Here is a 24,182-nt window from a genome sequence, read left to right as displayed (position 1 = left end):
GGATCCGATATGTTGGTGGCCCAGTTTCTCGGGTCCAGGCGGTATCGGGATTTATCTGCAAGGGATTTGAAGGCAAAATAGAGATTTCTCCTGGGGTGGTCAAACGGCTTGGGGCCCCGCCGAAATCGGCGGGGCCCCAAGCCGTTTGACGGCAACGTCAGCGGACGGCTGCTACGGCGGATGGGGCGTCAGGTTCGTCGTCGGTCTGGCCGAGGGCGTGGCCCAGTGTGTCGATGGCTTGGCGCTGGAGGCGGAGTCGGACGTGGGCGTAGACGGTGGTGGTGACGCCGATGTGGGTGTGGCCGAGAAGCTCCTTGACCACGACGAGCTCGACGCCCTGCCTGGCGGACGCCACGGGTTCGGCCTGAGTGGCGCATGGTTTGCAGTCTCAGCCCTTGAGGGCCTTGAGGCGGCGCAACAGACCCCTGACGGGCTGCACCCGTCCGATGCGTACCGTCAACTGCTTGCCATTCCTGTTGGTTTCGGGTTTGGCGTACCAGTGTCGGCCGTGGTGGCGCCACTTGGTGGGCGGGGCGTCCTGGGGGAGGGGTGGCAGGGGCACGCTCCAGGGGCCGAGGCGGAGTTCGCCGCGCCACAGTCCGGGGGTGAGGTGCCGCAGGTCGATGTGGAGCGCGAAGGCGTCGGTGCGGGCGACGGGTACGGCGGGGAAGGAGACGGTGGTGGCGTCGGGGCCGGTGAGGACGGCGGTCAGGGCGTTCTCGGGGTAGGTGGCGAGGGTGTTGTGCCCTTCGATGACCAGGACGGTCGGTTCGCCGGCGGACCAGCGTGGGGTGTCGAGGGTGAGGTGGCGGCGTACGGGGTGTTTGTTCTCGCCGATGTCGAGGGTGTAGTTGCCGTGGGGCTTGGTGGTGTAGAGGGTGACGGCTCGTGGCTGGTCGCCGAGTCCGGTGAGGAGGTGGGTGGTGGGGGTGCCGGGGAGGTGTTCGGCGCGTTTGCTGCCGATGCGGACTTCGCGGGTGATGCCCTGGGTGCCGATGGTGAGGGAGATGTCCCACAGGCCGTCGGGCAGGGGGGTGCCGTTGGCGGCGGTGGCGAGGTCGACGGTGGCGTCGAAGCCGGCGTGGTCGTAGGTGTAGCGGCCGTGGTCTTCGTCGGTGCCGAGGTGGGGGGTGGGGGTGTGGGTGACGGGGAGGCGGTATTCGGTGCCGCGGTTGCGTTCGCGCAGCAGGAGGTGGGTGGTGACGTCGCGGGTTTCGACGCGGTGGAGGTAGGCGTGGCCGGCCAGGTGCAGGGTGGTGCCGCGCAGTTCGGCGCGGTGGACGTGGTGGCGGGTGCCGAGCTGGTCGGTGACGTCGTAGCAGGCGTCGGGGACGGCGCGGGCGGGGTCGCGGAAGAAGGGGTAGCGGGCGTAGGCGCGGCCGCCCTCCACAAGGACCGGGGTGGCGACGTCGCTCCGCTCGGACTCCTCCTCGAAACGGGCGAGTTCGAGAACCTCGTCCAGCATCCGGTGCCGGATCAGGTGCAGCCGCAGCCGGGCCATCGCCACGAGCCGGTCGTTCATGCCCTCGTGCCACAGCGGGTCGATGATCTCGGCCAGCCGGGCGAGCGTCTTGTGCTGCGACTCGCGCGGCTCCAGCGGCAGGTGACTGCGGACGAGGGTGCGCACCTCGACCGTCAGGTAACGGAGCGCCAGGTGGTCGCGGTTCGGTCCGGCCGGGACGTTCTCGACGAGGAACTCCACCATGCGGGCGAGGTAGCGCAGGCGGGGCTCGGCGCCCGAGGTGCGGCGCGTGAGGTTGTTCTCGTCCTCCCGCATCACCCAGAACACGCAGTCGTAGTCGGCCACCACCGAGATGCCCGACGCGTGCAGGTACGCCGCCGCGACGAACGGCTGGTCCTCGCCGGTGGCCAGGTCGGTGGGGAAGCGCAGCCCGTGCCGTTCCACCAGTTCGCGGCGGAACAGCTTCATCGGGCTGAGCGTCCAGTACACGCGGGACGAGAACACGTCGGTCTTCGGCTGGTTGCGCCGGAACATCGACGTCGGCGCCTGCCGCCCGCCGACACCGACCATCTTGCCGAGGACGACGTCGGTGCCGTTCCCCTCCGCCGCGGCGACCATGCGCTCCAGCGCCTCGGGGCCCAAGTAGTCGTCCGCGTCCAGGAAGAAGACGTACGTGCCGCGCGCCAGGTCGAGTCCCTTGTTGCGGGGCGCGGCCGGTCCGCCGGAGTTCTCCTGCCGCACCACCCGCAGCAGTCCCGGATACTCCTTCGCCAGTCGCTCCAGCTCCGCCGCGGTGCCGTCGGTCGAGCCGTCGTCGACGGCGATGACCTCCAACGCGTCCCGGCCGATGGTCTGTTCGGCCACCGACGTGATGCACCGCGTCAGATAGGGCATCGCGTTGTAGGCGGCGACAATCACCGAAACCGTCGGGCCGAGCATCGTCGTCTTTCTCCAGGGGGTCACGGGGGCACGTCCGGTGCGGATCTCCGTGCACGCCCCGGTCCTGCGAGTGCCCCACTTGCGGGCGAGATGCCGAACGGGATGTGAAGATACCATGACGTATCCGGGCTTTAGGTATGAATCGGCTGTGTGTGCGGAGTGAGTTCGCCGGATTCGTGACGACGGCTCGGTAAGGGACTTTTGCCGGTGGTCGTGGTCGTGGTCGTCGGTGGCCGCGAGCGGGCAGGGCGGTGGCGGGCCGGGTTCCGCCGTCGGGGGAGGTCGTGTCTGCGACCTGTCAACTTCCTTTGGCCACTGGAGCGTTGTCGCATCGACAAGGGCGCGTTCCACAGGGTAGTCATGGTGCATGAGTGGCGGTGGGGAACAGGCGTCCGGCGGTCGGCTCATCGGCGGCCGGTACCGGCTGCGGCGGCGGGTCGGGGAGACGGGCGCCGTGTGGCGGGCGTACGACGAGGAGGACGGGCGGGAGGTCGCCGTCCGGGAACCGCGTCTGCCCGGGAGGCCGGAGGACGAGGAGTACCGGCGGGCCGCGCACCGACTGGAGCACGAGGCTCGGGCCGCCGCCCGGGTCGGGCATCCCTGCGCGGTGCGGATCCACGACGTCGTCGTCGAGGACGGGATGCCGTGGATCGTGACGGAGTACGTGCCCGGGGAGTCCCTGCGCGACGTGCTGCGCCGCGGGACCCTCGATCCCGCCGAGGCCGCCCGTGTCGGGCTCGCCGTGCTCGGGGCCCTGCGGGCCGCGCACGCCGTGGGGATCGTGCACCGGGACCTGCGGCCGGAGAACGTGCTGATCGAGTCCGGCACCGGGCGCGTCGTCGTCACCGACTTCGGCATCGCCTCCGGACCGCCCGCGCGGGACGGCGGTTTCCTCGCGCCGGAGCGGCTGTCCGGGGCCTCCGGGTCCTCCGGGACCAGGGTGGCCGGGCCGGAGTCCGACCTGTGGTCACTGGGGGCGCTGCTGCACACCGCCCTGCGGGGGCGGCCGCCCGGTCGCGGTGCCGAGGCGCCGGACGCCGGCGAACCGCTCGGCGCCCTCGTCGGTCGGCTGCTCGCATCCGACCCCGAGCGGCGCCCCGACCCGGCGGAGGCCGCGGCGGTGCTGGCGGGGGTGGCGGGGGTGGCGGGGGAGGAGACAGTCGGACCGGTGGCGGTCGGGGAGGAGGCGGCCGGACCGGCGGCCGCGCAAGGAACAGCCGGGCAAGGAGCAGCCGGGCAAGGGGCAGCCGGGCAGGGGGTGGCCGTCGAAGCAGCCGGGCGGCGGGTGGCGCCTTCGTCCGCACCCGGGCCCGCGGCCACCCGGCCGGGCGGTGACGACGTAGGGCCGGGCGGTGACGACGTAGGGCCGGGCGTCGGCGACGTGCGGCCCGTCGAGCCGGCTTCGCCCGCCCCGCCGCGACCCCGTACCCCCCTCCGTACCCTCCTCTCCCTGCTCGGCCTGTAGCAGCGCGGCCAATGCCCTGATCAGCGGCTTCGCTGCCAGCGTTCACTGGCGGCGTGTGAGCGGTCCGTGAAACCGCGTTACCGACGGGTACACAAAGCCACCGGCACGGCCTACCCTGCGCGTCATGACGGACACGCAGGCGCCGCAGAAGACCGGCACCAACCCGCTCGCCCCCGCCCCCGAGGGCGCCCGTACCGCCGCCGACGTGGTCACGCCGCAGCTCGTCGCGCACCTGACCAAGGGGGTGACCGGGTCCGGTCGTACGGCCGTGCACACGCCGTTCACCGGGGAGAAGCTGGCCGACGTGCCCGAGTCCACCCCCGAGGACGTCGCCGCCGCCTTCGAACGGGCCCGCGCGGCACAGACCGTGTGGGAGCGGACCCCGGTACGGCAGCGCGCCGCCGTCCTGCTGCGCTTCCACGACCTGCTGCTGGACCGGCAGGCGGAGGTGCTGGACCTGGTCCAGCTGGAGACCGGCAAGGCGCGGCTGCACGCGCACGAGGAGGTGCAGGCCGTCGCGGTCGCCGCCCGCCACTACGGCCGCCGCGCCGCCGCCTACCTGAGGCCGAAGCGGCACGCCGGCGCCGTACCGGGCCTGACGAAGGTCACCGAGCTGCGCCACCCGCGCGGGGTCGTCGGCCAGATCGCCCCCTGGAACTACCCGCTGGAACTCTCCGTCGGCGACGCCCTGCCCGCGTTCGTCGCCGGCAACGCGGTCGTGATGAAACCGGACACGGAGACCTGCCTGACCGCGATGTGGGCCCGCGACCTGCTGGTCGAGGCCGGACTGCCCGCCGACGCCTTCCAGATCGTGCTCGGCGACGGACCGGTCGTCGGACCCGAGGTGGTCCGGCACGCCGACTACGTCTCCTTCACCGGCTCCACCCGCACCGGCCGCGAGGTCGCCCAGGGCGCCGCCGCCCGCCTGATCGGCGTCTCCCTCGAACTCGGCGGCAAGAACCCCCTGCTGGTCCTCGACGACGCCGACCTCGACAAGGCCGCGGCCGGCGCGGTGCGGGCCTGCTTCTCCTCCGCCGGGCAGCTGTGCATCTCCGTGGAGCGGCTGTTCGTGCACGAGTCCGTCGCCGACGCCTTCCTGGAGCGGTTCCTCGCCCGCACCCGTGCGCTGCGCCTCGGCGCCGCCCTCGCCTACGGCGCCGACATGGGCTCCCTGGCCGGTGAACGGCAGCTCAAGGCCGTCGAGGCACACGTCGAGGACGCCGTCGCCAAGGGCGCGAAGGTGCTCGCCGGCGGCGTCGCCCGGCCCGACATCGGCCCCTACTTCTACGAGCCGACCGTCCTCGACGGCGTCGGGCCGACCATGGCCGTGTGCGCGGAGGAGACCTTCGGGCCGGTCGTGTCCGTCTACCGGTTCGCGAACGACGACGAGGCCGTGGAGCGCGCCAACGCCACGCCGTACGGGCTCAACGCGTCCGTGTGGACGCGCGACGCCCGGCGCGGGCACGCCCTCGCCGCCCGCCTGCGCACCGGCACCGTCAACCTCAACGAGGGCTACGCCTCCGCCTACGGCAGCGTGCAGTCCCCGATGGGCGGCATGAAGGACTCCGGCCTGGGCCGCCGGCACGGCTCGGAGGGCATCCTCAAGTACACCGAGGCGCAGACCGTCGCCCACCAGCGGCTGCTGCCCATGGGACCGGCCCTCGGCATGGACGACGCGGGGTACGCGGCGTTCATGACCCGGAGCCTGAAGCTGATGAAGGCGTTCCGCTTCCGCTAGTCGCCCGGCGAGCAGTCCCGCGGCGAGCAGTCATCCGGGAGCAGTCACCCGGCGAACAGCCACCCGGGGAGCAGCCCCCAGCGAACAGCCCCCGGCGAAGGGAAGCCGGCGTCCAACCGAAGAACGTCGCACCGCACCCGTTCTCAACGAGGAGAGCACGTGTCACAGGAGAAGTCCGTCCAGACCCGGGACGAGGACGGGTACGACTACGACTACGACTACGACGTCATCGTGGTCGGATCGGGATTCGGCGGATCCGTCTCCGCCCTCCGCCTCACCGAGAAGGGGTACCGCGTCGGCGTGCTGGAAGCCGGCCGCCGCTTCACGCGCGAGACCCTGCCCAGGAACTCCTGGGACCTGAAGAACTACCTGTGGGCGCCGAAACTCGGCCTCTACGGCATCCAGCGCATCCACCTGCTGGGCAACGTGATGGTGCTGGCCGGCGCCGGCGTGGGCGGCGGCTCCCTCAACTACGCCAACACCCTCTACGTACCGCCGAAGGCCTTCTTCGACGACCCGCAGTGGCGGGACATCACCGACTGGCAGGAGGAGCTGCGGCCGTACTACGACCAGGCGCGCCGCATGCTCGGCGTGCGGCTCAACCCGACAATGACCCCCTCCGACGTGCACCTGAAGGACGCGGCGGAGCGGATGGGCGTCGGCGACACCTTCCACATGGCGCCGGTCGGGGTGTTCTTCGGTGACGGCGAGGACGCCGACGGCAGCGTGCGGGCGCGGCCGGGCCAGGAGGTCCCGGACCCGTACTTCGGCGGGGCCGGGCCCGCGCGCCGGGCCTGCACCGAGTGCGGCGAGTGCATGACGGGCTGCCGCCACGGCGCGAAGAACACCCTCAACGAGAACTACCTGTACCTCGCCGAGAAGGCCGGCGCCGTCGTCCACCCCATGACCACGGTCGTCTCCGTCACCGAGGACTCCCGCGGCGGCTTCGCCGTCGCCACCCTGCCCACCGACGACCGCAGAAAGGGCAGGGGCCGCCTCTTCACCGCCCGCCGCGTCGTCCTCGCCGCCGGCACCTACGGCACCCAGACCCTGCTGCACCGCATGAAGGCGGGCGGCCAACTGCCGTACCTGTCCGACCGGCTGGGCGAGCTGACCCGCACCAACTCCGAGGCGCTGGTGGGCGCCCAGACCGACGACCGGCGCTACCGCAAGGCCACCGGCGCGCCGAGGGTCGACTTCACGCGCGGGGTCGCCATCACCTCGTCCATCCACCCGGACGCCGACACCCACATCGAACCCGTCCGCTACGGCAAGGGCTCCAACGCGATGGGCAACCTGTCCATCCTCCAGGTCCCCTACGCCGACGGCCAATCCAGGCTCCTGGCCTGGCTCGCCAACGCCGCCCGCCACCCGCTGCTCCTGCTCCGCTCCCTCTCCGTGCGCCGCTGGTCGGAGCGGACCATCATCGGCCTGGTGATGCAGTCCCTGGACAACTCCCTGACGACGTACCTGAAGCCGTCCGGCGTCGGCCGGGGCCTGCTGACCGCACGCCAGGGGCACGGCGCCCCCAACCCCAAGCAGATCAGGGCCGCCTCCCAGGCCGCCTCCGCCCTGGCCGAGTCCATCAACGGCTTCCCCGGCTCCAACGTCGGCGAACTGATGGGCACCCCGCTCACCGCGCACTTCCTCGGCGGCTGCCCCATCGGCTCCTCCCGGGAGACCGGCGTGATCGACCCCTACCACCGGCTCTACGGCCACCCCGGGATCTCCGTCGTGGACGGCGCCGCCGTCTCCGCCAACCTGGGCGTCAACCCGTCGCTGACCATCACCGCGCAGGCCGAGCGGGCCATGGCGCTGTGGCCCAACAAGGGCGAGCCCGACCCGCGCCCGGCCCAGGGCGAGCCGTACGTGCGTCTCGCCCCGGTGGAGCCGAAGGCGCCGGCGGTCCCGGCGAACGCCTTCGGCGCACTGCGGCTGCCGTTCGTGGCGGTACCGGAGGTGCCGCCGAAGAAGCGGTAGCGCGTAGTCGTAACAAGCGGTGGAAAGCCGCAGAGAACCCTAGGGAGCCGTAGAGCCGTAGAGCCGGGTGCCGGACACGGAAAGAGGGACCTGTGCCCCCCTCCTGAGCGCAGGTCCCTCTTCCGCTGTCTTGCAGGTGCCCTATGGGCGGGCGGTGCCGCCGCGGACGCTCACGCCTCCGCGACCGCCTTTACGCCTCCGAGCCCGCCTTGCGGCGACGCACGACGAACACGGCACCGGCACCGGCGACGACGGCGACGCCGCCGACCAGGCCGATCATCGGCAGGGCGGAGCTGGAGCCGGTCTCGGCGAGGCTGCCGGTGGCCGGGATCTCCTCGGCGCCGCCCTGCGGCTGCTTGCCGCCGGCCGGCTTGTCACCCTTGCCCGGCTTGGCCTCACCGGGGTTGTCGTTGCTGCTGCCGGCCGGCAGGACGGTGAACTCGTACACGGCGAAGGAGCTGTGGACGCAGTTCTTCTCCTCGTCCAGGTAGCCGCCCAGGCCGATGGTGTAGCCGTCACCGGCCGGCGCCTTGGCGCTGATGTTGACGCGCAGCTTGATGTCGACGGTCTCCTTGGCGCCGAGCTCCGTCTGACCGAAGTACACGCCGTTGCCGATGTCGTCGGCGAGGGACTCCCAGGCCTTGGTCTGGGGGTTGAAGTACTCGAGCTGGGCGTAGGTGCTCAGCCAGTCCTTCTCGTTGTCGCTCTCGGAGTAGTTGTCGACGATCGCCAGCCACTGGACGTCGCCCAGCGCCTTGTCGCTGTGATTGGCGGCGGTCAGCGTGAAGTTGTGCCAGCCACTGCCCGCGACGATCTTGCCGGGCAGGCCGGAGACCTCCAGCGACAGCGCGGACTCGGGGTCGACACCGTCCTCGTCGACCGGGCAGTCGGAGGGCTCCTCGGTCGGCTCGGCCGACTCCGACGGCGTGCCGGAGGGCGAGGTGGAGGCCGAGGTGCTGGCGGAGGGCGACGCGGACTCGGAGGCCGACTCGGACGCGGAGGCGGACGGGGTGGTGGACGCCGACTCGCTGCTGGTCGGCTCGGTGGTCTCGGTGCTCGACGCCGACGCGGACTCGGACGTCGACTCCGACACCGACGCGGTCGGCGAGTCACTCGGCGACTCCTCGGCGAACGCAGCCGGCGCCGACAGCGCGAGCGGGGCAATGGCAGCCGTCATGGCGGCGGCGGCCAGAGCACGGCGAAGCTTCATGAAGACCTCGGGAAGTCCGGCGTACTGCTGCGTCGCAGTACGAGCTTTGAAGGAGGCCTCCGCGTGTGGGGCGCGGTTGTGGCCCTTGGGTCGACAGGTGTGACCCGCGGGACCTGTGAAGGGTTGCCCTTGGCTTCACAGATTTTTTATGTGATCCAAGTCATATGATTGCAATGGAGCGCTCCATGCAAGCCGGGGCACATCAGTCCACCGATCCCGGAGCGCTTCAGGCTTCGAGGACGGTGCCTGTCGCCTACGAGATCACGGCGCACGGCACTCTGGACGGCAGTCCGGGCCTGACCCTGGACGACATCGTGCCGAACATGATCTACAGCACCAAGAACAAGAATTGGTCCAACATCGGCACAGCTGTCCACAGCGGGAAACCCGTGCCGACCGGAGCCACACCGTGAGAACGGGGATCGACCCGGTCGTGGGCCGCGAAATGAAGGACGCGTCATGAACGACGTATGGGGACAGCTCCAGGAGACGGTCTCCCTGCTCCGTGAGGGCGGGGATGCCGGGGACACGGTCGATTGGGAGGCTGCGGCGGCCGAACTCGGTGTGCCCGGCTTCCCGGACGACTACCGGGAGTTCGTGGCCGCGTTCGGCGCGGGATCATTCGAGGACAGTCTCTTCGTCTCGGTCCCGCGCCCCGGGAACCCCACGGCCCCGTTGGCGGTGGGGCGGCTGCCGGAGGACGCCCTGCAGGACGACGGGATGAGTGTCTGGCAGGACCCCGCCGTTTCCCGTCATCGGCTGCAGGACATGCTCGTGTGGGGCCGGACGAACGGCGCGGACGCGCTGTGCTGGGTGACCTCGGGCCCCGAGCCGAACCGCTGGCCGGTGGCCGTGTGGGCGCGACAGAACGGTGGCTGGGCCATCCACGCCTGTGGGATGGCGGAATTCCTCCTGCGCGTTCTGCGGGCCGAGTTCGCCGAGTGCCCTCTCAGTGTGACCACGCTATGGGGCCGGGGCACCGCGAGATTCCTGAATTTCAGAGACGAGGAACGGCTTCTGGACGAGGGGATCGACCCGTGGACGGGTGAGTCCACGGACCCCTTCGCCGGCCTCTAGGAAGGTGCGGAATCCTCCGGAGACAGCAGGAGGAGCAGCACGTTGGCAAGGCCCGGGCGGCCGAAGAGCCCTGCGGGAGACCTCGGGTTCCAGTGGTCGTCGCAACACCTCAGCTGAAGGGATGCGATGAACTTCGAGATCCGGCAGGACCGGAGGCCCTAGGGACGGAAGAAGTTGACCCGGGCACGGTCCGTCCGTCGTACGTATCCGCCGGCCGGCCCCGGGCGTCCCCGGAGCCGGCCGGCCCTTGGGTGAGTGACCGGGCTGCTGTCCCCTGCCGTCCGGCCACTCGCCTGGAGCGGGGTCCCACGGCGCACGGCACGACCCGTACGCCTCACCGCTCCAGTGATCGGTGATCCACGCGTGGTTCTTCCGGGCCCGCCCCTGGCTGGCACGGGCACTCCCCTCAACGACCCGGGCGCCGCCGCGGTCACGCACCGGACGGGGGAGAACGGGCCCGGCCTCAGATGCGGCCGCGGCACAGTTCGAGCAGCGTCATGGCGAGCGCGGTGCCCGGCTTGCCCAGTGCCTCCCGGTAGCGGCTGAGGATCTCCATCTCACGTGAGAGGTTGACCCGCCGCCCGCCGGAGGCGATCCGGGCCTGCTGGATCACCGCGGACACGGCCATCCGCTCCTGCACCAGCCCGATGATGCGGTCGTCGAGCGCGTCGATCCGCTCCCGGGCGTCGGTGATCACCTCGGCGGCCTCGTCGGTCCGCGCGCCGGTCTTGTCCGTCACGGTCACGGTCATGTTCTGGGGCTCCTCGTGGACGGGGCTGCCCCGGGACGGCACTGTCCGGAAACGCCAGGCGCCCCGGACCTTGTCGGCCCGGGGCGCCTGGGAAGTCGCTTGTCAGTTGCTCAAGCAGCACGACCATGGCAGCCGGCGGGCCGGTCGCCATAGGTAAAGCGGAAGGTCGGGTGCATGAGCATGGGGCCAAGTATGCCTCGGCGGCGGGCGGTGTCCAGCACGGCCCGGATGGTGAGACGGTGGGGGAAGCCGGGGCCGGTGGGGTGGTGGGACGGCGCGGGGCGGCAGGGTCGGTGAGGCGGTGGGGCGGCGAGGGGCGCCGGGGCCGGCGGGGTGGCGAGCGGAGCGGCGAGGGGCGCCGGGGCAGGCGGGGTGACGAGCGGGACGGTGCTGGACGGTGGGGAGGGGCGCCGTCCGCGCCCGCCGCCGTCCGCGTGGGCACGGGACGCGTGGGCACGGGCCGCGTGGGCGCGGGCCGTGTAGGTGGGGCCGTGTAGGACGGCGCGACGTCCCGTGCGGCCGCCTCGGTAGAATCGGCCGCACACAGACCCTTGCCCGACCGCCGGAAGGCACCCCGTGTCATCAGCGACCTCCGCTGCCGCCGCCCCCGACACCGTCCTGGTCGTCGACTTCGGCGCGCAGTACGCCCAGCTCATCGCCCGACGCGTCCGCGAGGCCCGGGTCTACAGCGAGATCGTGCCGAGCACCATGCCGGTCGAGGAGATCCTCGCGAAGAACCCGGCCGCGATCATCCTCTCCGGCGGCCCGTCGTCGGTGTACGAGGAGGGCGCCCCGACCGTCGACCGCTCCCTGTTCGAGGCGGGCGTGCCCGTCTTCGGCATGTGCTACGGCTTCCAGCTCATGGCCCAGACCCTGGGCGGCACGGTCGACAACACGGGTGCGCGCGAGTACGGCCGTACGCCGCTGACCGTGACGAAGCCGTCGTCGACCCTCTTCGAGGGCACCCCGGCGGAGCAGTCGGTGTGGATGTCGCACGGCGACGCCTGCTCCGCCGCGCCGGAGGGCTTCGACGTCACGGCGTCGACGGACGTCGTCCCGGTGGCGGCGTTCGAGAACGACGAGAAGAAGCTGTACGGCGTCCAGTACCACCCCGAGGTGATGCACACCACGTACGGGCAGCAGGTGCTGGAGCACTTCCTGTACCGGGGCGCGGGCCTGACCCCCTCCTGGACCACGGGCAACGTGATCGAGGAGCAGATCGCCGCGATCCGCGAGCAGGTCGGCACCAAGCGGGCGATCTGCGGCCTGTCCGGCGGCGTCGACTCCGCGGTGGCCGCCGCCCTCGTGCAGCGGGCCATCGGAGAGCGGCTGACCTGCGTGTACGTCGACCACGGCCTGATGCGCAAGGGGGAGACCGAGCAGGTCGAGAAGGACTTCGTGGCCGCGACCGGCGTGCAGCTGAAGGTCGTGGACGCCGAGGAGCGCTTCCTCACCGCGCTCAAGGGGGTCACCGACCCCGAGGAGAAGCGGAAGATCATCGGCCGGGAGTTCATCCGCGTCTTCGAGCAGGCGCAGGCCGAGATCGTCGCCGAGGCGCCGGACGACGAGCCCGTCGAGTTCCTGGTGCAGGGCACGCTCTACCCGGACGTCGTCGAGTCCGGCGGCGGCACCGGCGCCGCCAACATCAAGTCGCACCACAACGTCGGCGGTCTGCCCGAGGACCTCGAGTTCAAGCTGATCGAGCCGCTGCGCAAGCTGTTCAAGGACGAGGTCCGCATGGTCGGGCAGGAGCTCGGCCTGCCGGAGGAGATCGTCCACCGCCAGCCGTTCCCGGGGCCGGGCCTCGGCATCCGCATCGTCGGCGAGGTCACCAAGGAGCGCCTGGACCTGCTGCGCGAGGCCGACGCCATCGCCCGCGAGGAGCTGACCGCGGCCGGCCTCGACCGGGACATCTGGCAGTGCCCGGTGGTGCTGCTCGCGGACGTGCGCTCGGTGGGCGTCCAGGGCGACGGCCGCACCTACGGCCACCCGATCGTGCTGCGGCCGGTGACCAGCGAGGACGCCATGACCGCCGACTGGTCGCGGCTGCCGTACGACGTCCTCGCCCGGATCTCCACCCGCATCACCAACGAGGTGCGGGACGTCAACCGGGTCGTCCTCGACGTCACGAGCAAGCCGCCGGGGACGATCGAGTGGGAGTGAGCCCCGCGCGGGTGTGCATCCCGCGCGGGTGGTCCCGCGTGGTGAGCTTCGCGTGGGTGAGCCCTGCCCGCGGTGAGCTTCACGCGGGCGGGCCTGCCTGCGGTGGGCTTCGCGCGGGTGCTTCCTGCCCGCGGTGAGCTTCGCGCGGGTGGGTCCTGCCCGCGGGTCCCTCGGTGAGTCCTACCGGCGTTTGATCGTGCGCAGGGGTTCACCGGGCTTCCAGATCTCGACGACCAGGTACGTGTCGTCCTCGACGCGGGTCCGCACGACCTCCGTCAGCTCGGTGCGGAAGAGGTGGAACGGCTGCGGCGGTTCCGCCTCCGCCACGTACCGGGCCTTGACCGCGCCCTCCCCGACCTCGTACGCCCGCCCGCTGATCCGCACGTCCCCGCCCGCCAGGTCCGTTCCCTCGCCCGGGTTGGCCTGGAGGGCGAAGCGCGGATCGCGGCGCAGGTCGAGGGCCTTGAGGGAGTGGTGCATCATGCCGAGCCACAGCTCGCCGCCCCGGAAGTCGGCCTCCAGACCCGAGGTGCGGGGGGAGCCGTCCCGGCGGAGAGTGGCGAGGACGTGGTGCCGGAAGGCCGCGAAGCGGGCTTCGACGGCGCGGGCGAACGCGGACTCGGCGGCCGCGAACGCGGCCCAGGTGAACGTGTCGGTCATGCCGGCGAGTCTTCCGCCGATACCGGACATCTCCTGTCGGTTATCCGTGGGTATCCGAAACCCGTCGGATCTTTGCGCCGGGCGGTACTACCGGCCGGGCACCGCCGCCGGTACCTTCCCGCGCGTACGAGAACCCGCTGGAGGCCACCCCATGCATCCCACCCCTCCGCAGCCCGTCCCCACCGACCGGCTGCGGTTCGCGATGCCGCCGATGCACACGTCGGTCGAGGACGAGCGCCGGCACCGCAAGGAGCGGCTGGCGGGCGCGCTGCGCATCTTCGGGCGGCTCGGCTTCGAGGACGGCGTCTCCGGGCACATCACCGCTCGCGACCCGGAGTTCACCGACTGCTTCTGGGTCAACCCCTTCGGCCTGCCCTTCCGCCACGTCACCGTCAGCGACCTCGTCCTGGCCAACCGGGACGGGCAGGTCGTCGAGGGCCGCTACCACGTCAACCAGGCCGCCTTCACCGTGCACGCCCAGGTGCACGCCGCCCGACCCGACGTCGTCGCCGTGGCCCACTGCCACTCCGTGCACGGCCGCGCCCTGGCCGCCCTCGGCGAGCCGCTGGAACCGATCACCCAGGAGAGCTGCGCCTTCTACGAGGACCACGCCGTCTACGACAGCTACACCGGTGTCGCCGTCGACGCCGAGGAGGCCCGCCGCATCGCCGCCGCGCTCGGCTCCCGCAAGGCGCTGGTGCTGCGCAACCACGGGCTGCTGACCGTGGGCGACTCGGTGGACGCGGCGGCCTGGTGGTTCGTGTCGATGGAGCGCTCCTGCCAGGTGCAGCTCACCGCGAAGGCCGCGGGCCGGCCGATCCCCATCGACCACCGCCTGGCCGTGGCCACCCGGGAGCAGCTCGGCGGGGACCTGGTGGCGTGGATCAACTACCAGCCGCTGTGGCAGGACATCAGCCGCACCGAGCCGGACCTGCTGAGCTGATCCTCCCCGGACGGCACGGACCGGAGCGCCCGGACGGCGCGGACCGGAGCGGCCGGATGGCGTGGGGTGGAGCGTCCGCGCCGGAGTGCCCGGACGGCGCGGACCGGAGCGGCCGGATGGCGTGGGGTGGAGCGTCCGCGCCGGAGTGCCCGGACGGCGCGGACCGGAGCCGGCCGGAGGAGGTGGCCGGAGCGCCCGGAGGACGTGGCGCGGCCGGCCGGAGCGCCCGGGCACCGCACCGGGTTGCGGAGCGCCGCGCGGCCGGGTCAGAACCCGCGCAGCACCGCCGCCTTCGTACGCGCGAACTCCTCGTCCGTGAGCACCCCGTCGCGGTGCAGCTCGCCCAGCTCGCGCAGCCGGCGCAGCAGGACGTCGTGGTGGTCGGCCGGGGGCGGCGCGGCCGCGGCCTCGCGCCGGTGGCGGGGGAGAAGGGCGCTGTCGCGCGCGGAGGGGTGCGGCAGGCGGGCGGTGACGGCGGCCGCCACCAGCGCCGTGAGCAGGTCGCGGCGGGCGCTGCCCCACAGGTCGAGGGCGTACGGGTCCTTCTCCGGCGGCAGTTGGGAGAAGACCGTCTCGCGGGTGAGGAAGCGCAGGTGGCCCTCCTCGTAACCGGAGTGGGGCAGCCACTCCACCCGCACCAGGTCGGCGACGTCGATGATGCGCGGGCCGGTGGCGCGCTTGACCCGGTCGGAGCCGTCGGACCAGTCGATGCGCACCCGGGTGCCGTCGAAGGACACCGTGCCGTCGCTGGAACGGACCGACACCGGCACCGGCGGGCCCGGCAGCAGATAGGCGTCGGTGGGCTCCTGGGGCACCTGGTCCAGCAGCAGGGCGGTGCGGATCTCCTCGGCGACGTACTCCGCGACCCCGGCCCGGTCGGCCTCCACCCGCAGCCGGTAGGGATCGGCCGCGTCGGGCAGCCGGCCGCCGGTCGCCTGCAGGAGGGGATCGGCGCCCTCCCGCAGCCGCAGCCTCAGCCGGCTGTGCCTGCGTCCGGGCTCGTGGACCACACCCGCGACGGCCTCGAGCGGCACGGCGATCTCCCCGTACGTCTGCCGGAACAGCGCCACGGAACGGTGCAGACCCGGCGTGATCCGCACCGTCGTGCCGTCGAAGGCCCACCTCCCGTCGCGCTGGACGATCTCGGCCATAAGGGAATTCTCCCAGCCGGGTCAACACGGCGCCTCGCACATCACCCGTCCTGACCGGACCTGCCGGACACGGACCGCGTTTCGTAGGGCACAATTCGCTCTCGTCACACGGGAGTTGCAGTGGGTCCCAGTGGGTCCTCGTGGGGAAGGCGGGCATCGGCGTGGCGGTGCAGGAGGCGAGTCAGGGCGTGCGGGCGGGCGCCCACACGGGGGGCTGCACCTGCGGGGACTGCCCGCACGGGGCACGCGAGGGCCACCGGCGAGCGGTCACCGAATTCCTGCGCAAACGGGACGAGTTCGCCGCCGGGCAGGGCCTGCCCGCGGCCGTGGCGCACTCGCCGTCGGCCTCCCGGCAGTGGGTGTCGGCCGAACTCGCCCAGTGCGCCCACCACGTCGCCGAGCGCGGCCGCGCCGAGGGCGAGGCCTGGCTGGCCCGCCTGTGGCGCCGCACCGCCGGCGCCGTGTGGGCGGGCGTGCTGCTCCTGCTGCCGGCGCAGGCGCTGACCGCGGTCGGCGCGGGCTGGACGGCGGCCCGCACCGCCGGGCTGCTCGCCGCGCTGGTGGTCGCGGTCGCGCTGACGGCCGCGTCCTGGTTCCACCGGGCGCGCGGCGGCGTGCTCGCCCCGGTCATCGGCGAGGACAACCGGCTGTCCACCTCCCGCGCCGTGGCCGCCGCCTGGGTGCTGTTCGTGGCCTACGCGGTGCTGGTGCTGGCCGGACGGCTGGCCGCCGCCTCCGCACCCGGCGAACGGGACCGCCTGATCGCCGGGCTGGACCTCGCCCGCGGGGCCGGCGTGGTGACCGTGCTCGCCGTGGTCTGCGGGATCGCGGTGCTGGTGCGCCGCGTGGTCGGGCTGCGGGTGCTCGGGCAGCGGCTGCAGAAGGTCCGCGCCGACCGGCCGCGCGCCGCCGACCTGCTCACCGACGACTCCGGGCGCGGCGCCTTCGCCGACATCCAGTACGTCGCCGTCGGCTTCGTCGCCCTCGTCTTCGCCGCCGTCCGGCTGGCCCGCCGCCCCGACCAGCTGCCCGACCTGCCGTGGGGGTTGGCCGTCGTGGTGCTGGTCTCCGCGGCGACCTACCTCGCCGCCAAGTACGCCGAGGGCGGCCGCCCCGTGATCCTCTCCGTCGTACGGGCCCGCGAGGCCGGCGACCTGGACGCGCCGATCCGCACCGGCGACGACATCGAGATCCGCGGCGCCGGCTTCGTCCCGCCCGGCGCCCAGGGCGCCGACCGTCTCGCCCGCATGGTCGTCCGCATCGGCACCGTCCACGTGCACGTCCCCCTCGTCCCCGTCACCGGCGGCTTCAGCAACCCCACCGACACCGTCCTCACCGTCCCCGTGCCGGCCGACGTCGAGCCGGGCCGCGTGGAGGTGCAGGTCGTCACGGCGGCCGGTGTGGAGACCAACCGGTACGCGATCGACGTGACCGACTGACAGTGAGGATTGGCCGTCGACTGAGCACCGGCCGGCCGTCGACCGGCCGTCGACCGGTTGTCGGTGAGCCGTCGCGCAGCGGGTCCTCGGGGTGCCGGTCCTCCCGGGCGGCGGTCCCTCCAGGCAGTGGCTCCTCCGGGCGGCAGTCCCCCGGGGCAGCGGTGACCGAAGGGGCGAAGCCGGAGAACCGGCGGGAGAACCGGCGGGAGAATCGGCGGAAATCGTCCTCTCGCGGTTGAACGGTGCCTCTTCCCCCCTCGTATGTTTTGTTGAGACCTCAATATCGGCGTGGGAGAGGCGGCGGCAGCGATGACCCATGACACAAGGACCGGCAGGTACATCTCCTCTGCCGAGGGCCGCCGGGACTGGCGGGAGACCGCCACCCGCTACGCCCTCCTCCCCCTGCGGATCTTCCTCGGGGTCACCTTCGTCTACGCCGGTCTGGACAAGCTCACCGCCGGCTCCTTCCTCAAGTCCTCCGGCGCGGGCTCGATCGGCGAGACCATGCGCTCGGTCCGCGACTCCTCCGCCGTGCCCGCCCTGGTCGACCTCGCCCTGAAGAACCCGGTCGGCTTCGGCACGGCCATCGCCCTCGGCGAACTCGCCGTCGGCATCGGCACCCTCCTCGGCCTGCTGGCCCGCCTCGCCGCCCTCGGCGGCGCGCTGATCTCCCTCAGCCTGTTCCTGACGGTGAGCTGGGCGTCGAGCCCGTACTACTACGGCAACGACCTTCCCTACCTCATGGCCTGGCTGCCCCTCGTCCTCGCCGGAGCACCGCTGCTGTCCGTCGACGCCGCGTGGCGGGCACGGCGACGGGGGCGGCGGTCCCACCCGTGAGGCGGTCCCACCCGTGAGGCGAGCCCACCTGTGAGGCGAGCCCACCCGTGAGGCAGGCCATCCGGGCGCGGCCGGTTTGCGCTCAGTGCCCCGTGCCGGCGTCGGCCGGGTCCGTGTGGTCGGTCGCGGCACCGGCCGCCGGCCGGTGCCGCCTGCGTATCGCCCCCGACACGGCGGCCACCGCGCCGGCCAGGAAGAGGCCGCCGACGACGAGCGGGATCACCGCGAACCACGGGGCCTGCCAGGCGCCGCCCGCGTCACCGGCGTAGACGACGCCCGCCGAGGCGAGGAACACCCCCGCGACGAGTCGTCCGGGCTGGAACTCATGCCGCAGCACGGCTCACCTCCACCTGGCCGGCCCCGACGTCGAGACTCAGGGCGAGGGTGCCGCCGCCCCGGCCGCTCACGGGGGGCAGCGTGAGCTGCTGGTGCTTGCCCGGCGCCACGTCCACGTCCTTGCTCCCGTCGCCCGGCAACTGGATGTCGCCGACGCCCACGTCGATGGTCAGCCGCACGGCCGCGTCCCGCGGCACGACCACCCGCAGCCGGCCCACCCCGACGTCGGCGCCGGAGGACACCGTCCGCCCGCGACCCGGGTGCACCCGGGTCAGGTCCAGGGTGGCGACCCCGGCACCGAGGTCGTATTTCTCCCGTACCTGCGCGACCGAGTGGGGCTGCCACCGCGTGTGCGACCAGTGCGTGCCGATGTCCTTCGGCAGCACCGCCGCCCCGGCGAGCAGGCCCGCGGTCACCACCGCGAGGAACACCGAGCCCGCCCCCGTCCGCCCGAGGAACGAGCTGACGGCTATGCCCAGACCCAGGACCAGGAGCGCGGCGGCCAGGCCGGCCTGCAGGCTGGTGCCGAGCGCGTGGCCGTCCCAGGTCAGGCCGGTGCCCAGGGCGCCCGCGGCCAGGGCCAGCAGGAACACCCAGCCGCCGATCCAGCGCGGGCCGCGCGGCCTGGCGGGCCGGACGTCCCGCGCGGCGCGTATGTGGTCCGGCGTGGTGCGGTAGGCGCCGCGGCTGATGTTGACGGCCGCCGCGATGTCCCGGTCGTGGGAGTCCCGGGGACCCCACAGGTACCCGGTGCCGCCGACATGGGTGCCGTCCTTGACGATCGGGTCCCGCCACCAGGAGGGGTACGCCGCCGGCGGCGGAGCCTGCGGTTCCGGCGGGGCGTCGGCGACCGCCTGCGCCGCCAGCGGGTCCGGGTCCGGCGCGCCCCGGTGCTGCGACCAGTAGCCGGCGCCCGCGAGGAGCAGCGAGAGCACCGCGGCGAACGTCAGCACACTGGCGTTCTTCAGCATCGACAGGAAGACGCCGCAGCCGACCAGGGCGAACAGCACCGCCGCGAGCGCCTGCCCGTCGACGCGGCCGGTGAGCAGCTTGCGCACCTCGTTCTCGTCCTCGTCGTCGTACGGCACGAAGAGCCACGCGAAGCCGTAGAAGATGAGGCCCAGACCGCCGGTCGCGGCCAGCACCGCGAGGGTGATCCGGAAGATCACCGGGTCCATGTCGCACTGCCGCCCGAGCCCCGCGCACACCCCGCCGAGCATCTTGTGCCGCCGGTCGCGGCGGAAGCGGTGGAGCGGGGGAGGCTCGGAGGACCGGGGGGACGCCTCGGAGGACTGAGAGGACGGCTCGGAGAACCGGTGGGCGCCGGCCGCGTCGGCGGTGTCCTGTGCCCCGGTCGCCGCGCTCACGCTTTCCCCTCCGCTCCCCGGCGCACCTCTCCTCTCCTTCTCCCCCCGCGTTCCCTCCCACGCACCCGGACGCGCACCCGCGGCCGGGCCGGCCGGGCCGTCCGTGCCGGGCGCGGCGCCCCGCGGCCCGGGCCCCGGCGGTGCGGGACGCGGGCCGGACCCGGGTCCGGGACCCGGCGCGGCGTGCTGGTGATCGGTCATGGCTCCATGGTGGCGGGCGCGGCGGCGCGACGGCAGTCGGGACGACCCTGGCCGAACCCTGATATCGCCCCGACCCGGGCCCCGGGAAGTGTTCGACCGGCGGTGCCCGGAACCCTCCGGCCGGCGCGGTACGGCCCCGCTCCCGCACGGAAACCGGAAGATCAGGGGCGTCTCGGGGGCCGACCCTGATGCCCCGGGCGGGCGGGGCGTGTGACCATCGATGGCATGCCGGAAGCCGCCACAGCGCCACTCGAGGACCCGCGGCCGCCGCGCAAGCTCTACCGCAGCAGCGACGGACGCTGGCTGGGCGGGGTGGCGCGGGGGCTGGCCGGGCACCTCGGGCTGCCGGTGGCGTGGGTGCGGCTGGTCTTCGTGGGGCTGTTCCTGGCCGACGGCCTGGGCGCGCTGCTGTACGCGGCGTTCTGGTTCTTCGTCCCCCTCGGTGTCGGCGGGGTCGGCGACCAGAGACCCCCCTCCCTCGTCACCGCGGAGGTCTCGCCGGACGGCCGCCGCAGACTGGTCGCCCGCAGACCGGACCGGGGGCAGATCGTCGCGCTGCTGGTCATGGTCGTCCTGGCCATGGTCTTCGTCGGCAACGTCAACCTCGGCAGCGGCGCCAAGGCCTACCTGCTGCCCCTGGTGCTGGTGGGCGCGGGCGTCGCCCTGGTGTGGCGGCAGGCGGACAACGCCCGCCGGGCCCGCTGGGTCGAGGTCGGCCGGCGCCGCCGTACGCTCACACTGGCCCGCACCCTCGCCGGTGTGCTGCTGGTGACGGCCGGCGTCTCCGGCATGTTCGTCCTGCAGGGCTCCGCCGCCCACCTCGGCTCGGTCCTGCAGGCCGCCCTCGCCGTCCTCGTCGGCGTCACGCTGCTCGCCGGCCCGTACCTGGTGCGGATGACGCAGGACCTCTCCGAGGAGCGCCTCATGCGCATCCGCGCCCAGGAGCGCGCCGAGGTCGCCGCCCACGTGCACGACTCGGTGCTGCACACCCTCACCCTGATCCAGCGCAACGCCGACAACCCGGGCGAGGTGCGCCGCCTCGCCCGCGCCCAGGAGCGCGACCTGCGCGCCTGGCTGTACAAACCGGAGGGCACCGGCAAGGACGAGGCCGACGAGCCCACCACCCTCGCCGAGGCCGTCCGGCGCAACGCCGCCGAGGTCGAGGACAAGCACGGCGTCCCCATCGAGGTCGTGGTGGTCGGCGACTGCCCGCTCGACGAGCGGACCGGGGCGCAGATGCAGGCCGCGCGCGAGGCGATGGTGAACGCCGCCAAGTACGGTGGCGAGGGCGGCGCCGTGCAGGTCTACGCCGAGGTCGAGGGCAGGACGGTCTTCGTGTCCGTCCGGGACCGCGGGCCCGGCTTCGACCTCGATTCGATACCCGCCGACCGGATGGGTGTCAGAGAATCGATCATCGGCCGGATGGAGCGCAACGGCGGCACGGCGCGGCTGCGCCGCGTGCCGGACGGCGGCACGGAGGTCGAGCTGGAGATGGAGAGGGCGGAGAACACGTCATGAGCGAGGCGACCGGGGAAAACGGCACGCACGGCACGCACGGCACGCCGCAGGCGGCGCGGGCCGCCGAGTCCGCCGAGTCCGCGGAGTCCTCGAGGGCCGTGGGGGCCGCGGGGGGCGTCGGTGGCGCGGGCGGGCGGCACGTGCGCGTGGTCCTCGTCGACGACCACCGCATGTTCCGCACGGGCGTCCAGGCCGAGATCGGCCGCACCGAGGAGACCGGCGTCGAGGTCGTCGGGGAGGCCGCCGACGTCGACCAGGCGGTCTCCGTGATCACCGCGACCCGGCCCGAGGTGGTCCTCCTCGACGTCCACCTGCCGGGCGGCGGCGGGGTGGAGGTGCTGCGCCGGTGCGCCGGGCTGATGGCCGACGCGGAGCGGCCGGTGCGCTTCCTCGCGCTGTCCGTCTCCGACGCCGCCGAGGACGTGATCGGCGTGATCCGCGGCGGCGCGCGCGGCTACGTCACCAAGACGATCACCGGGGCCGATCTGGTCGACTCCATCTTCCGCGTGCAGGAGGGCGACGCCGTCTTCTCGCCGCGCCTGGCCGGGTTCGTCCTCGACGCGTTCGCGTCCACCGACGCCCCGCCCGTCGACGAGGACCTCGACCGGCTCACCCAGCGCGAGCGCGAGGTGCTGCGCCTGATCGCCCGCGGCTACGCCTACAAGGAGATCGCCAAGCAGCTGTTCATCTCCGTCAAGACGGTCGAGTCCCACGTCTCGGCGGTCCTGCGCAAGCTGCAGCTGTCCAACCGGCACGAGCTGACGAGGTGGGCGACGGCCCGACGGCTGGTGTGAACGGCCTGGGGCCGCCGCCGGACGGCCGCCGCCGGACGTGAACCCGTGAGGGCGTGTCACGCGGCGTCCGCGGAGGCCGTTGCGCACGGCCTGCGGAGACGATGCGGGGCCCGTGGAAACTGTTGCGCGCGGCCTGCGAAGGTCGTTGCGTGCGACCCGCGGGGGCCGCTGTGCGCGGCCCGCGGGACTTCACATCACCCGCGTCGCCCCCGCGAACGGCATCTGGTCGACGGGGGCCAGGCGGACCGGCGCCGACGGGTTGGGGGCGTGGATCATCAGCCCGTTGCCGACGTACAGGCCGACGTGACTGATCCCGGAGTAGAAGAACACCAGGTCGCCGGGGAGCAGTTCGGAGCGGGAGACCCGGCGGCCCGCGCCGAACTGCGCGTAGGTGGTGCGCGGCAGCGAGACGCCCGCGGCGCGGTACGCGGCCTGCACCAGGCCCGAGCAGTCGAAGGCGTTCGGGCCGGTCGCGCCCCACACGTACGGGCTGCCGAGCTTGCCGTAGGCGTAGGCGACGGCCGCCGCCGCGCGGGAGTTCGGGGCCGCGGCACCGCCGCCCGCCGGGCCGAGGGCGTTGCCTCCCGCCGGTCCGAGGACGTCGCGCGCCGCGCCGCCGGGACCGGACCGCGCGGCGTGGGCCGCGGTCGCGCCGCCGGTGCCGTCCGCGACCCGCTCGCGTTCCGACGGGGACAGCCCGGCCAGCAGGCGCCGGGCCTCGGCCAGCCTGCCGGTGATCTCCTGCTTCCGGCGCCGCAGCTCGGCCTGCCGGGTGCGCAGCGACGCCACCTCGACACGCGCGGCGCCGCGCAGCCGCTCCAGCTCGCCGAGCTGCTTCCGTACCCGCGCCACGGCCGCCGCCTGCCGCGCACCCACCCGCTCGGCGAACCCGACGCCCTCCAGGTAGCGGTCCGGATCGCCGGAGAGCGCGAGTTGCAGGGCCGGGCCCATGCCGCCGCTGCGGTACTGCGCCGCTGCCACCGCTCCCAGCGCCTCCCGCGCCGCGTTCAGCCGGTCGGTGCGGCGGGCCGCCTCGTCGCGCAGTGCGTCGAGCCGGCGCCGCGCCCGGTCCGCCTTCTCTTTCGTGCCGTCGTACTTCTCGGTGGCGGCCTCCGCCTCCCGGTAGAGCCGGTCCACCTTCGCCCTGACCTGCTCCGGGCCCGGCCGCGGTGCGGCGTGGCCGGTGCCGCCGAGGGCCGTGGCGGTCGCCGCGCCCGCGAGCCCGACGGCGGCGGCGGTGCGGGCGGCGGCGCCGCCGAACGGGCGCGGTCGGGGTCTGCGGTGCGCTGCCACCCGGGCCGTCACGTCCTTTCGTTCTCGTACGGCTCGTACGGCTCGTGCGGCTTGCACGGCTCGTACGGCGCGTACGACTCCCAGGCGCCCCGCGGGGGCGGGACGCGCGTCCGGCGGCGGCTCGCACGGGGGACGGGCCGCCGCCGGACCTTTCGGCGGTGGTGACCGGCGGTGCCCTGTCGGGCGGCGGTGGAGAGCCGGTCACCTGGGAAGGGACGCTAGAGCCGACAGTGACGGGACGGTTACGTGTTGTGCGGAAGTGGCGTGAGTGGATCACCGGTGACCGTAAGGGGCGGAAGTCCTGCACATGTTCGCCGACTTCGCGTACGGCGGTGACCGAAAGGGCGGTTCCGCCGCGCGGCGGAGCGGCCGAGTGCTAGGAGCCGCGCACCTGCGGGCCTGCGGGCCCGTGCGGGTGTCGCGGGCCCGGGCGGGAGTGTGCGGCCCGGTGTCCGAAGGCCCGGTGGCTCCTGGTTAGGCTCCGGCTCCATGGACGCACTCATCCACCTCTTCGTCGGCCTGCACATCGTCGGCATAGCCGCGCTCCTCGGCGGCTTCCTCACCCAGATGAAGGCGATGGGCCGGGGCACGGCGCGCTTCGTCCCCGGGATGCTGCACGGCGCGCTGACGATGCTGGTCACCGGCGCCGTTCTGGTCGGCCTCAACCAGGCGGGGGACCACCACGTCAACAACGTCAAGATCGGCCTGAAGCTGGCCCTGCTGATCGTGATCCTGGTGCTGGTCTACGTGAAGCGGGACGAGGAGAAGGTGGACAAGGGCCTCTTCGGTCTGGTGGGCCTGCTGACCACGGCGAACATCTTCATCGCGGTGCTGTGGACCTGACGTTCACCGTGGACC

General features: G+C 73.2%; 20 protein-coding genes and 1 pseudogene. 12 read left to right on the top strand and 9 right to left on the bottom strand.

Translation table 11 applies throughout. The features are described 5' to 3' along the window. Positions 1-157 precede the first annotated feature (157 nt). Positions 158-340: pseudogene (locus tag IE225_RS15055) on the bottom strand (site-specific integrase); the annotation flags it as partial. A gap of 48 nt (positions 341-388) precedes the next feature. Further along, complete coding sequence (locus tag IE225_RS33750; RefSeq protein WP_268249998.1) at positions 389-2,425, bottom strand: glycosyltransferase family 2 protein; 2,037 nt, start codon at positions 2,423-2,425, stop codon at positions 389-391. 343 nt (positions 2,426-2,768) lie between these two features. Here IE225_RS33750 and IE225_RS15045 point away from each other — a divergent pair, with 343 nt between their 5' ends. The 3 genes from IE225_RS15045 (at position 2,769) to IE225_RS15035 (ending at position 7,584) form a co-directional block, all read left to right on the top strand. Next, complete coding sequence (locus tag IE225_RS15045) at positions 2,769-3,866, top strand: serine/threonine-protein kinase (protein WP_190058010.1); 1,098 nt, start codon at positions 2,769-2,771, stop codon at positions 3,864-3,866. A gap of 124 nt (positions 3,867-3,990) precedes the next feature. Next, positions 3,991-5,604, top strand: coding sequence for a succinic semialdehyde dehydrogenase (locus IE225_RS15040; protein WP_190058009.1), 1,614 nt, complete (start codon positions 3,991-3,993; stop codon positions 5,602-5,604). 159 nt (positions 5,605-5,763) lie between these two features. Then, positions 5,764-7,584, top strand: a complete 1,821-nt coding sequence (locus IE225_RS15035) for a GMC family oxidoreductase (protein WP_190058008.1) — start codon at positions 5,764-5,766, stop codon at positions 7,582-7,584. 190 nt (positions 7,585-7,774) lie between these two features. Here IE225_RS15035 and IE225_RS15030 read toward each other — a convergent pair whose 3' ends face one another. Then, positions 7,775-8,794, bottom strand: a complete 1,020-nt coding sequence (locus tag IE225_RS15030; protein ID WP_190058007.1) for an LAETG motif-containing sortase-dependent surface protein — start codon at positions 8,792-8,794, stop codon at positions 7,775-7,777. A 242-nt stretch (positions 8,795-9,036) separates the two neighbouring features. On the opposite strand from IE225_RS15030, the gene IE225_RS15025 reads away from it, so the two are divergent. Next, positions 9,037-9,207 (top strand): hypothetical protein, encoded by a 171-nt coding sequence (locus IE225_RS15025; RefSeq protein WP_190058006.1) that lies wholly within the window; start codon positions 9,037-9,039, stop codon positions 9,205-9,207. A gap of 46 nt (positions 9,208-9,253) precedes the next feature. Continuing rightward, positions 9,254-9,871, top strand: a complete 618-nt coding sequence (locus tag IE225_RS15020; RefSeq protein WP_190058005.1) for an SMI1/KNR4 family protein — start codon at positions 9,254-9,256, stop codon at positions 9,869-9,871. A gap of 463 nt (positions 9,872-10,334) precedes the next feature. Here the strand turns inward: IE225_RS15020 and IE225_RS15015 are convergent, their stop codons facing one another. Further along, positions 10,335-10,664 carry a chorismate mutase gene (locus tag IE225_RS15015; protein ID WP_268249997.1) on the bottom strand — a complete coding sequence of 110 codons (330 nt, stop codon included), beginning with the start codon at positions 10,662-10,664 and terminating at the stop codon, positions 10,335-10,337. A gap of 534 nt (positions 10,665-11,198) precedes the next feature. On the opposite strand from IE225_RS15015, the gene guaA reads away from it, so the two are divergent. Then, positions 11,199-12,785, top strand: a complete 1,587-nt coding sequence (guaA, locus tag IE225_RS15010) for a glutamine-hydrolyzing GMP synthase (RefSeq protein ID WP_190058003.1) — start codon at positions 11,199-11,201, stop codon at positions 12,783-12,785. A gap of 180 nt (positions 12,786-12,965) precedes the next feature. On the opposite strand, the gene IE225_RS15005 is transcribed toward guaA, so the two are convergent. Further along, positions 12,966-13,445, bottom strand: coding sequence for a pyridoxamine 5'-phosphate oxidase family protein (locus IE225_RS15005; protein WP_190058002.1), 480 nt, complete (start codon positions 13,443-13,445; stop codon positions 12,966-12,968). Positions 13,446-13,596: 151 nt separating this feature from the next. On the opposite strand from IE225_RS15005, the gene IE225_RS15000 reads away from it, so the two are divergent. Continuing rightward, positions 13,597-14,388: a class II aldolase/adducin family protein gene (locus IE225_RS15000; RefSeq protein WP_190058001.1), complete on the top strand. Its 792-nt coding sequence runs from the start codon at positions 13,597-13,599 to the stop codon at positions 14,386-14,388. Positions 14,389-14,654: 266 nt separating this feature from the next. Here IE225_RS15000 and IE225_RS14995 read toward each other — a convergent pair whose 3' ends face one another. Continuing rightward, positions 14,655-15,539: a DUF4429 domain-containing protein gene (locus IE225_RS14995; protein WP_190058000.1), complete on the bottom strand. Its 885-nt coding sequence runs from the start codon at positions 15,537-15,539 to the stop codon at positions 14,655-14,657. Positions 15,540-15,700: 161 nt separating this feature from the next. On the opposite strand from IE225_RS14995, the gene IE225_RS14990 reads away from it, so the two are divergent. Further along, positions 15,701-16,978, top strand: a complete 1,278-nt coding sequence (locus tag IE225_RS14990) for a hypothetical protein (RefSeq protein ID WP_190057999.1) — start codon at positions 15,701-15,703, stop codon at positions 16,976-16,978. A gap of 309 nt (positions 16,979-17,287) precedes the next feature. Then, positions 17,288-17,815, top strand: coding sequence for a DoxX family membrane protein (locus IE225_RS14985; protein WP_190057998.1), 528 nt, complete (start codon positions 17,288-17,290; stop codon positions 17,813-17,815). 82 nt (positions 17,816-17,897) lie between these two features. Here the strand turns inward: IE225_RS14985 and IE225_RS14980 are convergent, their stop codons facing one another. Together IE225_RS14980 and IE225_RS14975 are read right to left on the bottom strand one after the other, a co-directional pair. Further along, entirely contained in the window at positions 17,898-18,152 is a 255-nt protein-coding gene (locus IE225_RS14980; RefSeq protein ID WP_190057997.1) for a hypothetical protein, read from the bottom strand. After that, positions 18,139-19,719, bottom strand: a complete 1,581-nt coding sequence (locus IE225_RS14975) for a PspC domain-containing protein (RefSeq protein ID WP_190057996.1) — start codon at positions 19,717-19,719, stop codon at positions 18,139-18,141. Before IE225_RS14975 ends, IE225_RS14980 begins: the two co-directional genes overlap by 14 nt. Positions 19,720-19,944: 225 nt before the next feature. On the opposite strand from IE225_RS14975, the gene IE225_RS14970 reads away from it, so the two are divergent. Both IE225_RS14970 and IE225_RS14965 read left to right on the top strand, forming a co-directional pair. Continuing rightward, on the top strand, positions 19,945-21,237 hold the full coding sequence (locus tag IE225_RS14970; RefSeq protein ID WP_190057995.1) for an ATP-binding protein: 1,293 nt from the start codon (positions 19,945-19,947) through the stop codon (positions 21,235-21,237). Further along, positions 21,234-22,031: a LuxR C-terminal-related transcriptional regulator gene (locus IE225_RS14965; protein ID WP_190057994.1), complete on the top strand. Its 798-nt coding sequence runs from the start codon at positions 21,234-21,236 to the stop codon at positions 22,029-22,031. Before IE225_RS14970 ends, IE225_RS14965 begins: the two co-directional genes overlap by 4 nt. A gap of 189 nt (positions 22,032-22,220) precedes the next feature. Here the strand turns inward: IE225_RS14965 and IE225_RS14960 are convergent, their stop codons facing one another. Further along, positions 22,221-23,324 (bottom strand): C40 family peptidase, encoded by a 1,104-nt coding sequence (locus IE225_RS14960; RefSeq protein WP_190057993.1) that lies wholly within the window; start codon positions 23,322-23,324, stop codon positions 22,221-22,223. A gap of 489 nt (positions 23,325-23,813) precedes the next feature. Here IE225_RS14960 and IE225_RS14955 point away from each other — a divergent pair, with 489 nt between their 5' ends. After that, complete coding sequence (locus IE225_RS14955) at positions 23,814-24,167, top strand: hypothetical protein (protein WP_190057992.1); 354 nt, start codon at positions 23,814-23,816, stop codon at positions 24,165-24,167. Positions 24,168-24,182 lie beyond the last annotated feature (15 nt).

The sequence above is a fragment of the Streptomyces echinoruber genome, from assembly GCF_014651135.1.
In the GTDB taxonomy this organism is placed as follows: domain Bacteria; phylum Actinomycetota; class Actinomycetes; order Streptomycetales; family Streptomycetaceae; genus Streptomyces; species Streptomyces echinoruber.
This window is presented reverse-complemented; position numbering and strand designations above follow the sequence as displayed.

What these genes read in the sequence shown, in the direction of transcription:
- IE225_RS15040 (WP_190058009.1), top strand. Translation starts at nt 3,991, where the DNA reads ATGACGGACACGCAGGCGCCGCAGAAGACCGGCACCAACCCGCTCGCC.
- IE225_RS14975 (WP_190057996.1), bottom strand. Translation starts at nt 19,719, where the DNA reads ATGACCGATCACCAGCACGCCGCGCCGGGTCCCGGACCCGGGTCCGGC.
- IE225_RS14955 (WP_190057992.1), top strand. Translation starts at nt 23,814, where the DNA reads ATGGACGCACTCATCCACCTCTTCGTCGGCCTGCACATCGTCGGCATA.
- IE225_RS15020 (WP_190058005.1), top strand. Translation starts at nt 9,254, where the DNA reads ATGAACGACGTATGGGGACAGCTCCAGGAGACGGTCTCCCTGCTCCGT.
- IE225_RS15000 (WP_190058001.1), top strand. Translation starts at nt 13,597, where the DNA reads ATGCATCCCACCCCTCCGCAGCCCGTCCCCACCGACCGGCTGCGGTTC.
- IE225_RS15045 (WP_190058010.1), top strand. Translation starts at nt 2,769, where the DNA reads ATGAGTGGCGGTGGGGAACAGGCGTCCGGCGGTCGGCTCATCGGCGGC.
- IE225_RS15005 (WP_190058002.1), bottom strand. Translation starts at nt 13,445, where the DNA reads ATGACCGACACGTTCACCTGGGCCGCGTTCGCGGCCGCCGAGTCCGCG.
- IE225_RS15030 (WP_190058007.1), bottom strand. Translation starts at nt 8,794, where the DNA reads ATGAAGCTTCGCCGTGCTCTGGCCGCCGCCGCCATGACGGCTGCCATT.
- IE225_RS14970 (WP_190057995.1), top strand. Translation starts at nt 19,945, where the DNA reads ATGCCGGAAGCCGCCACAGCGCCACTCGAGGACCCGCGGCCGCCGCGC.
- IE225_RS14965 (WP_190057994.1), top strand. Translation starts at nt 21,234, where the DNA reads ATGAGCGAGGCGACCGGGGAAAACGGCACGCACGGCACGCACGGCACG.
- IE225_RS14995 (WP_190058000.1), bottom strand. Translation starts at nt 15,539, where the DNA reads ATGGCCGAGATCGTCCAGCGCGACGGGAGGTGGGCCTTCGACGGCACG.
- IE225_RS14985 (WP_190057998.1), top strand. Translation starts at nt 17,288, where the DNA reads ATGACCCATGACACAAGGACCGGCAGGTACATCTCCTCTGCCGAGGGC.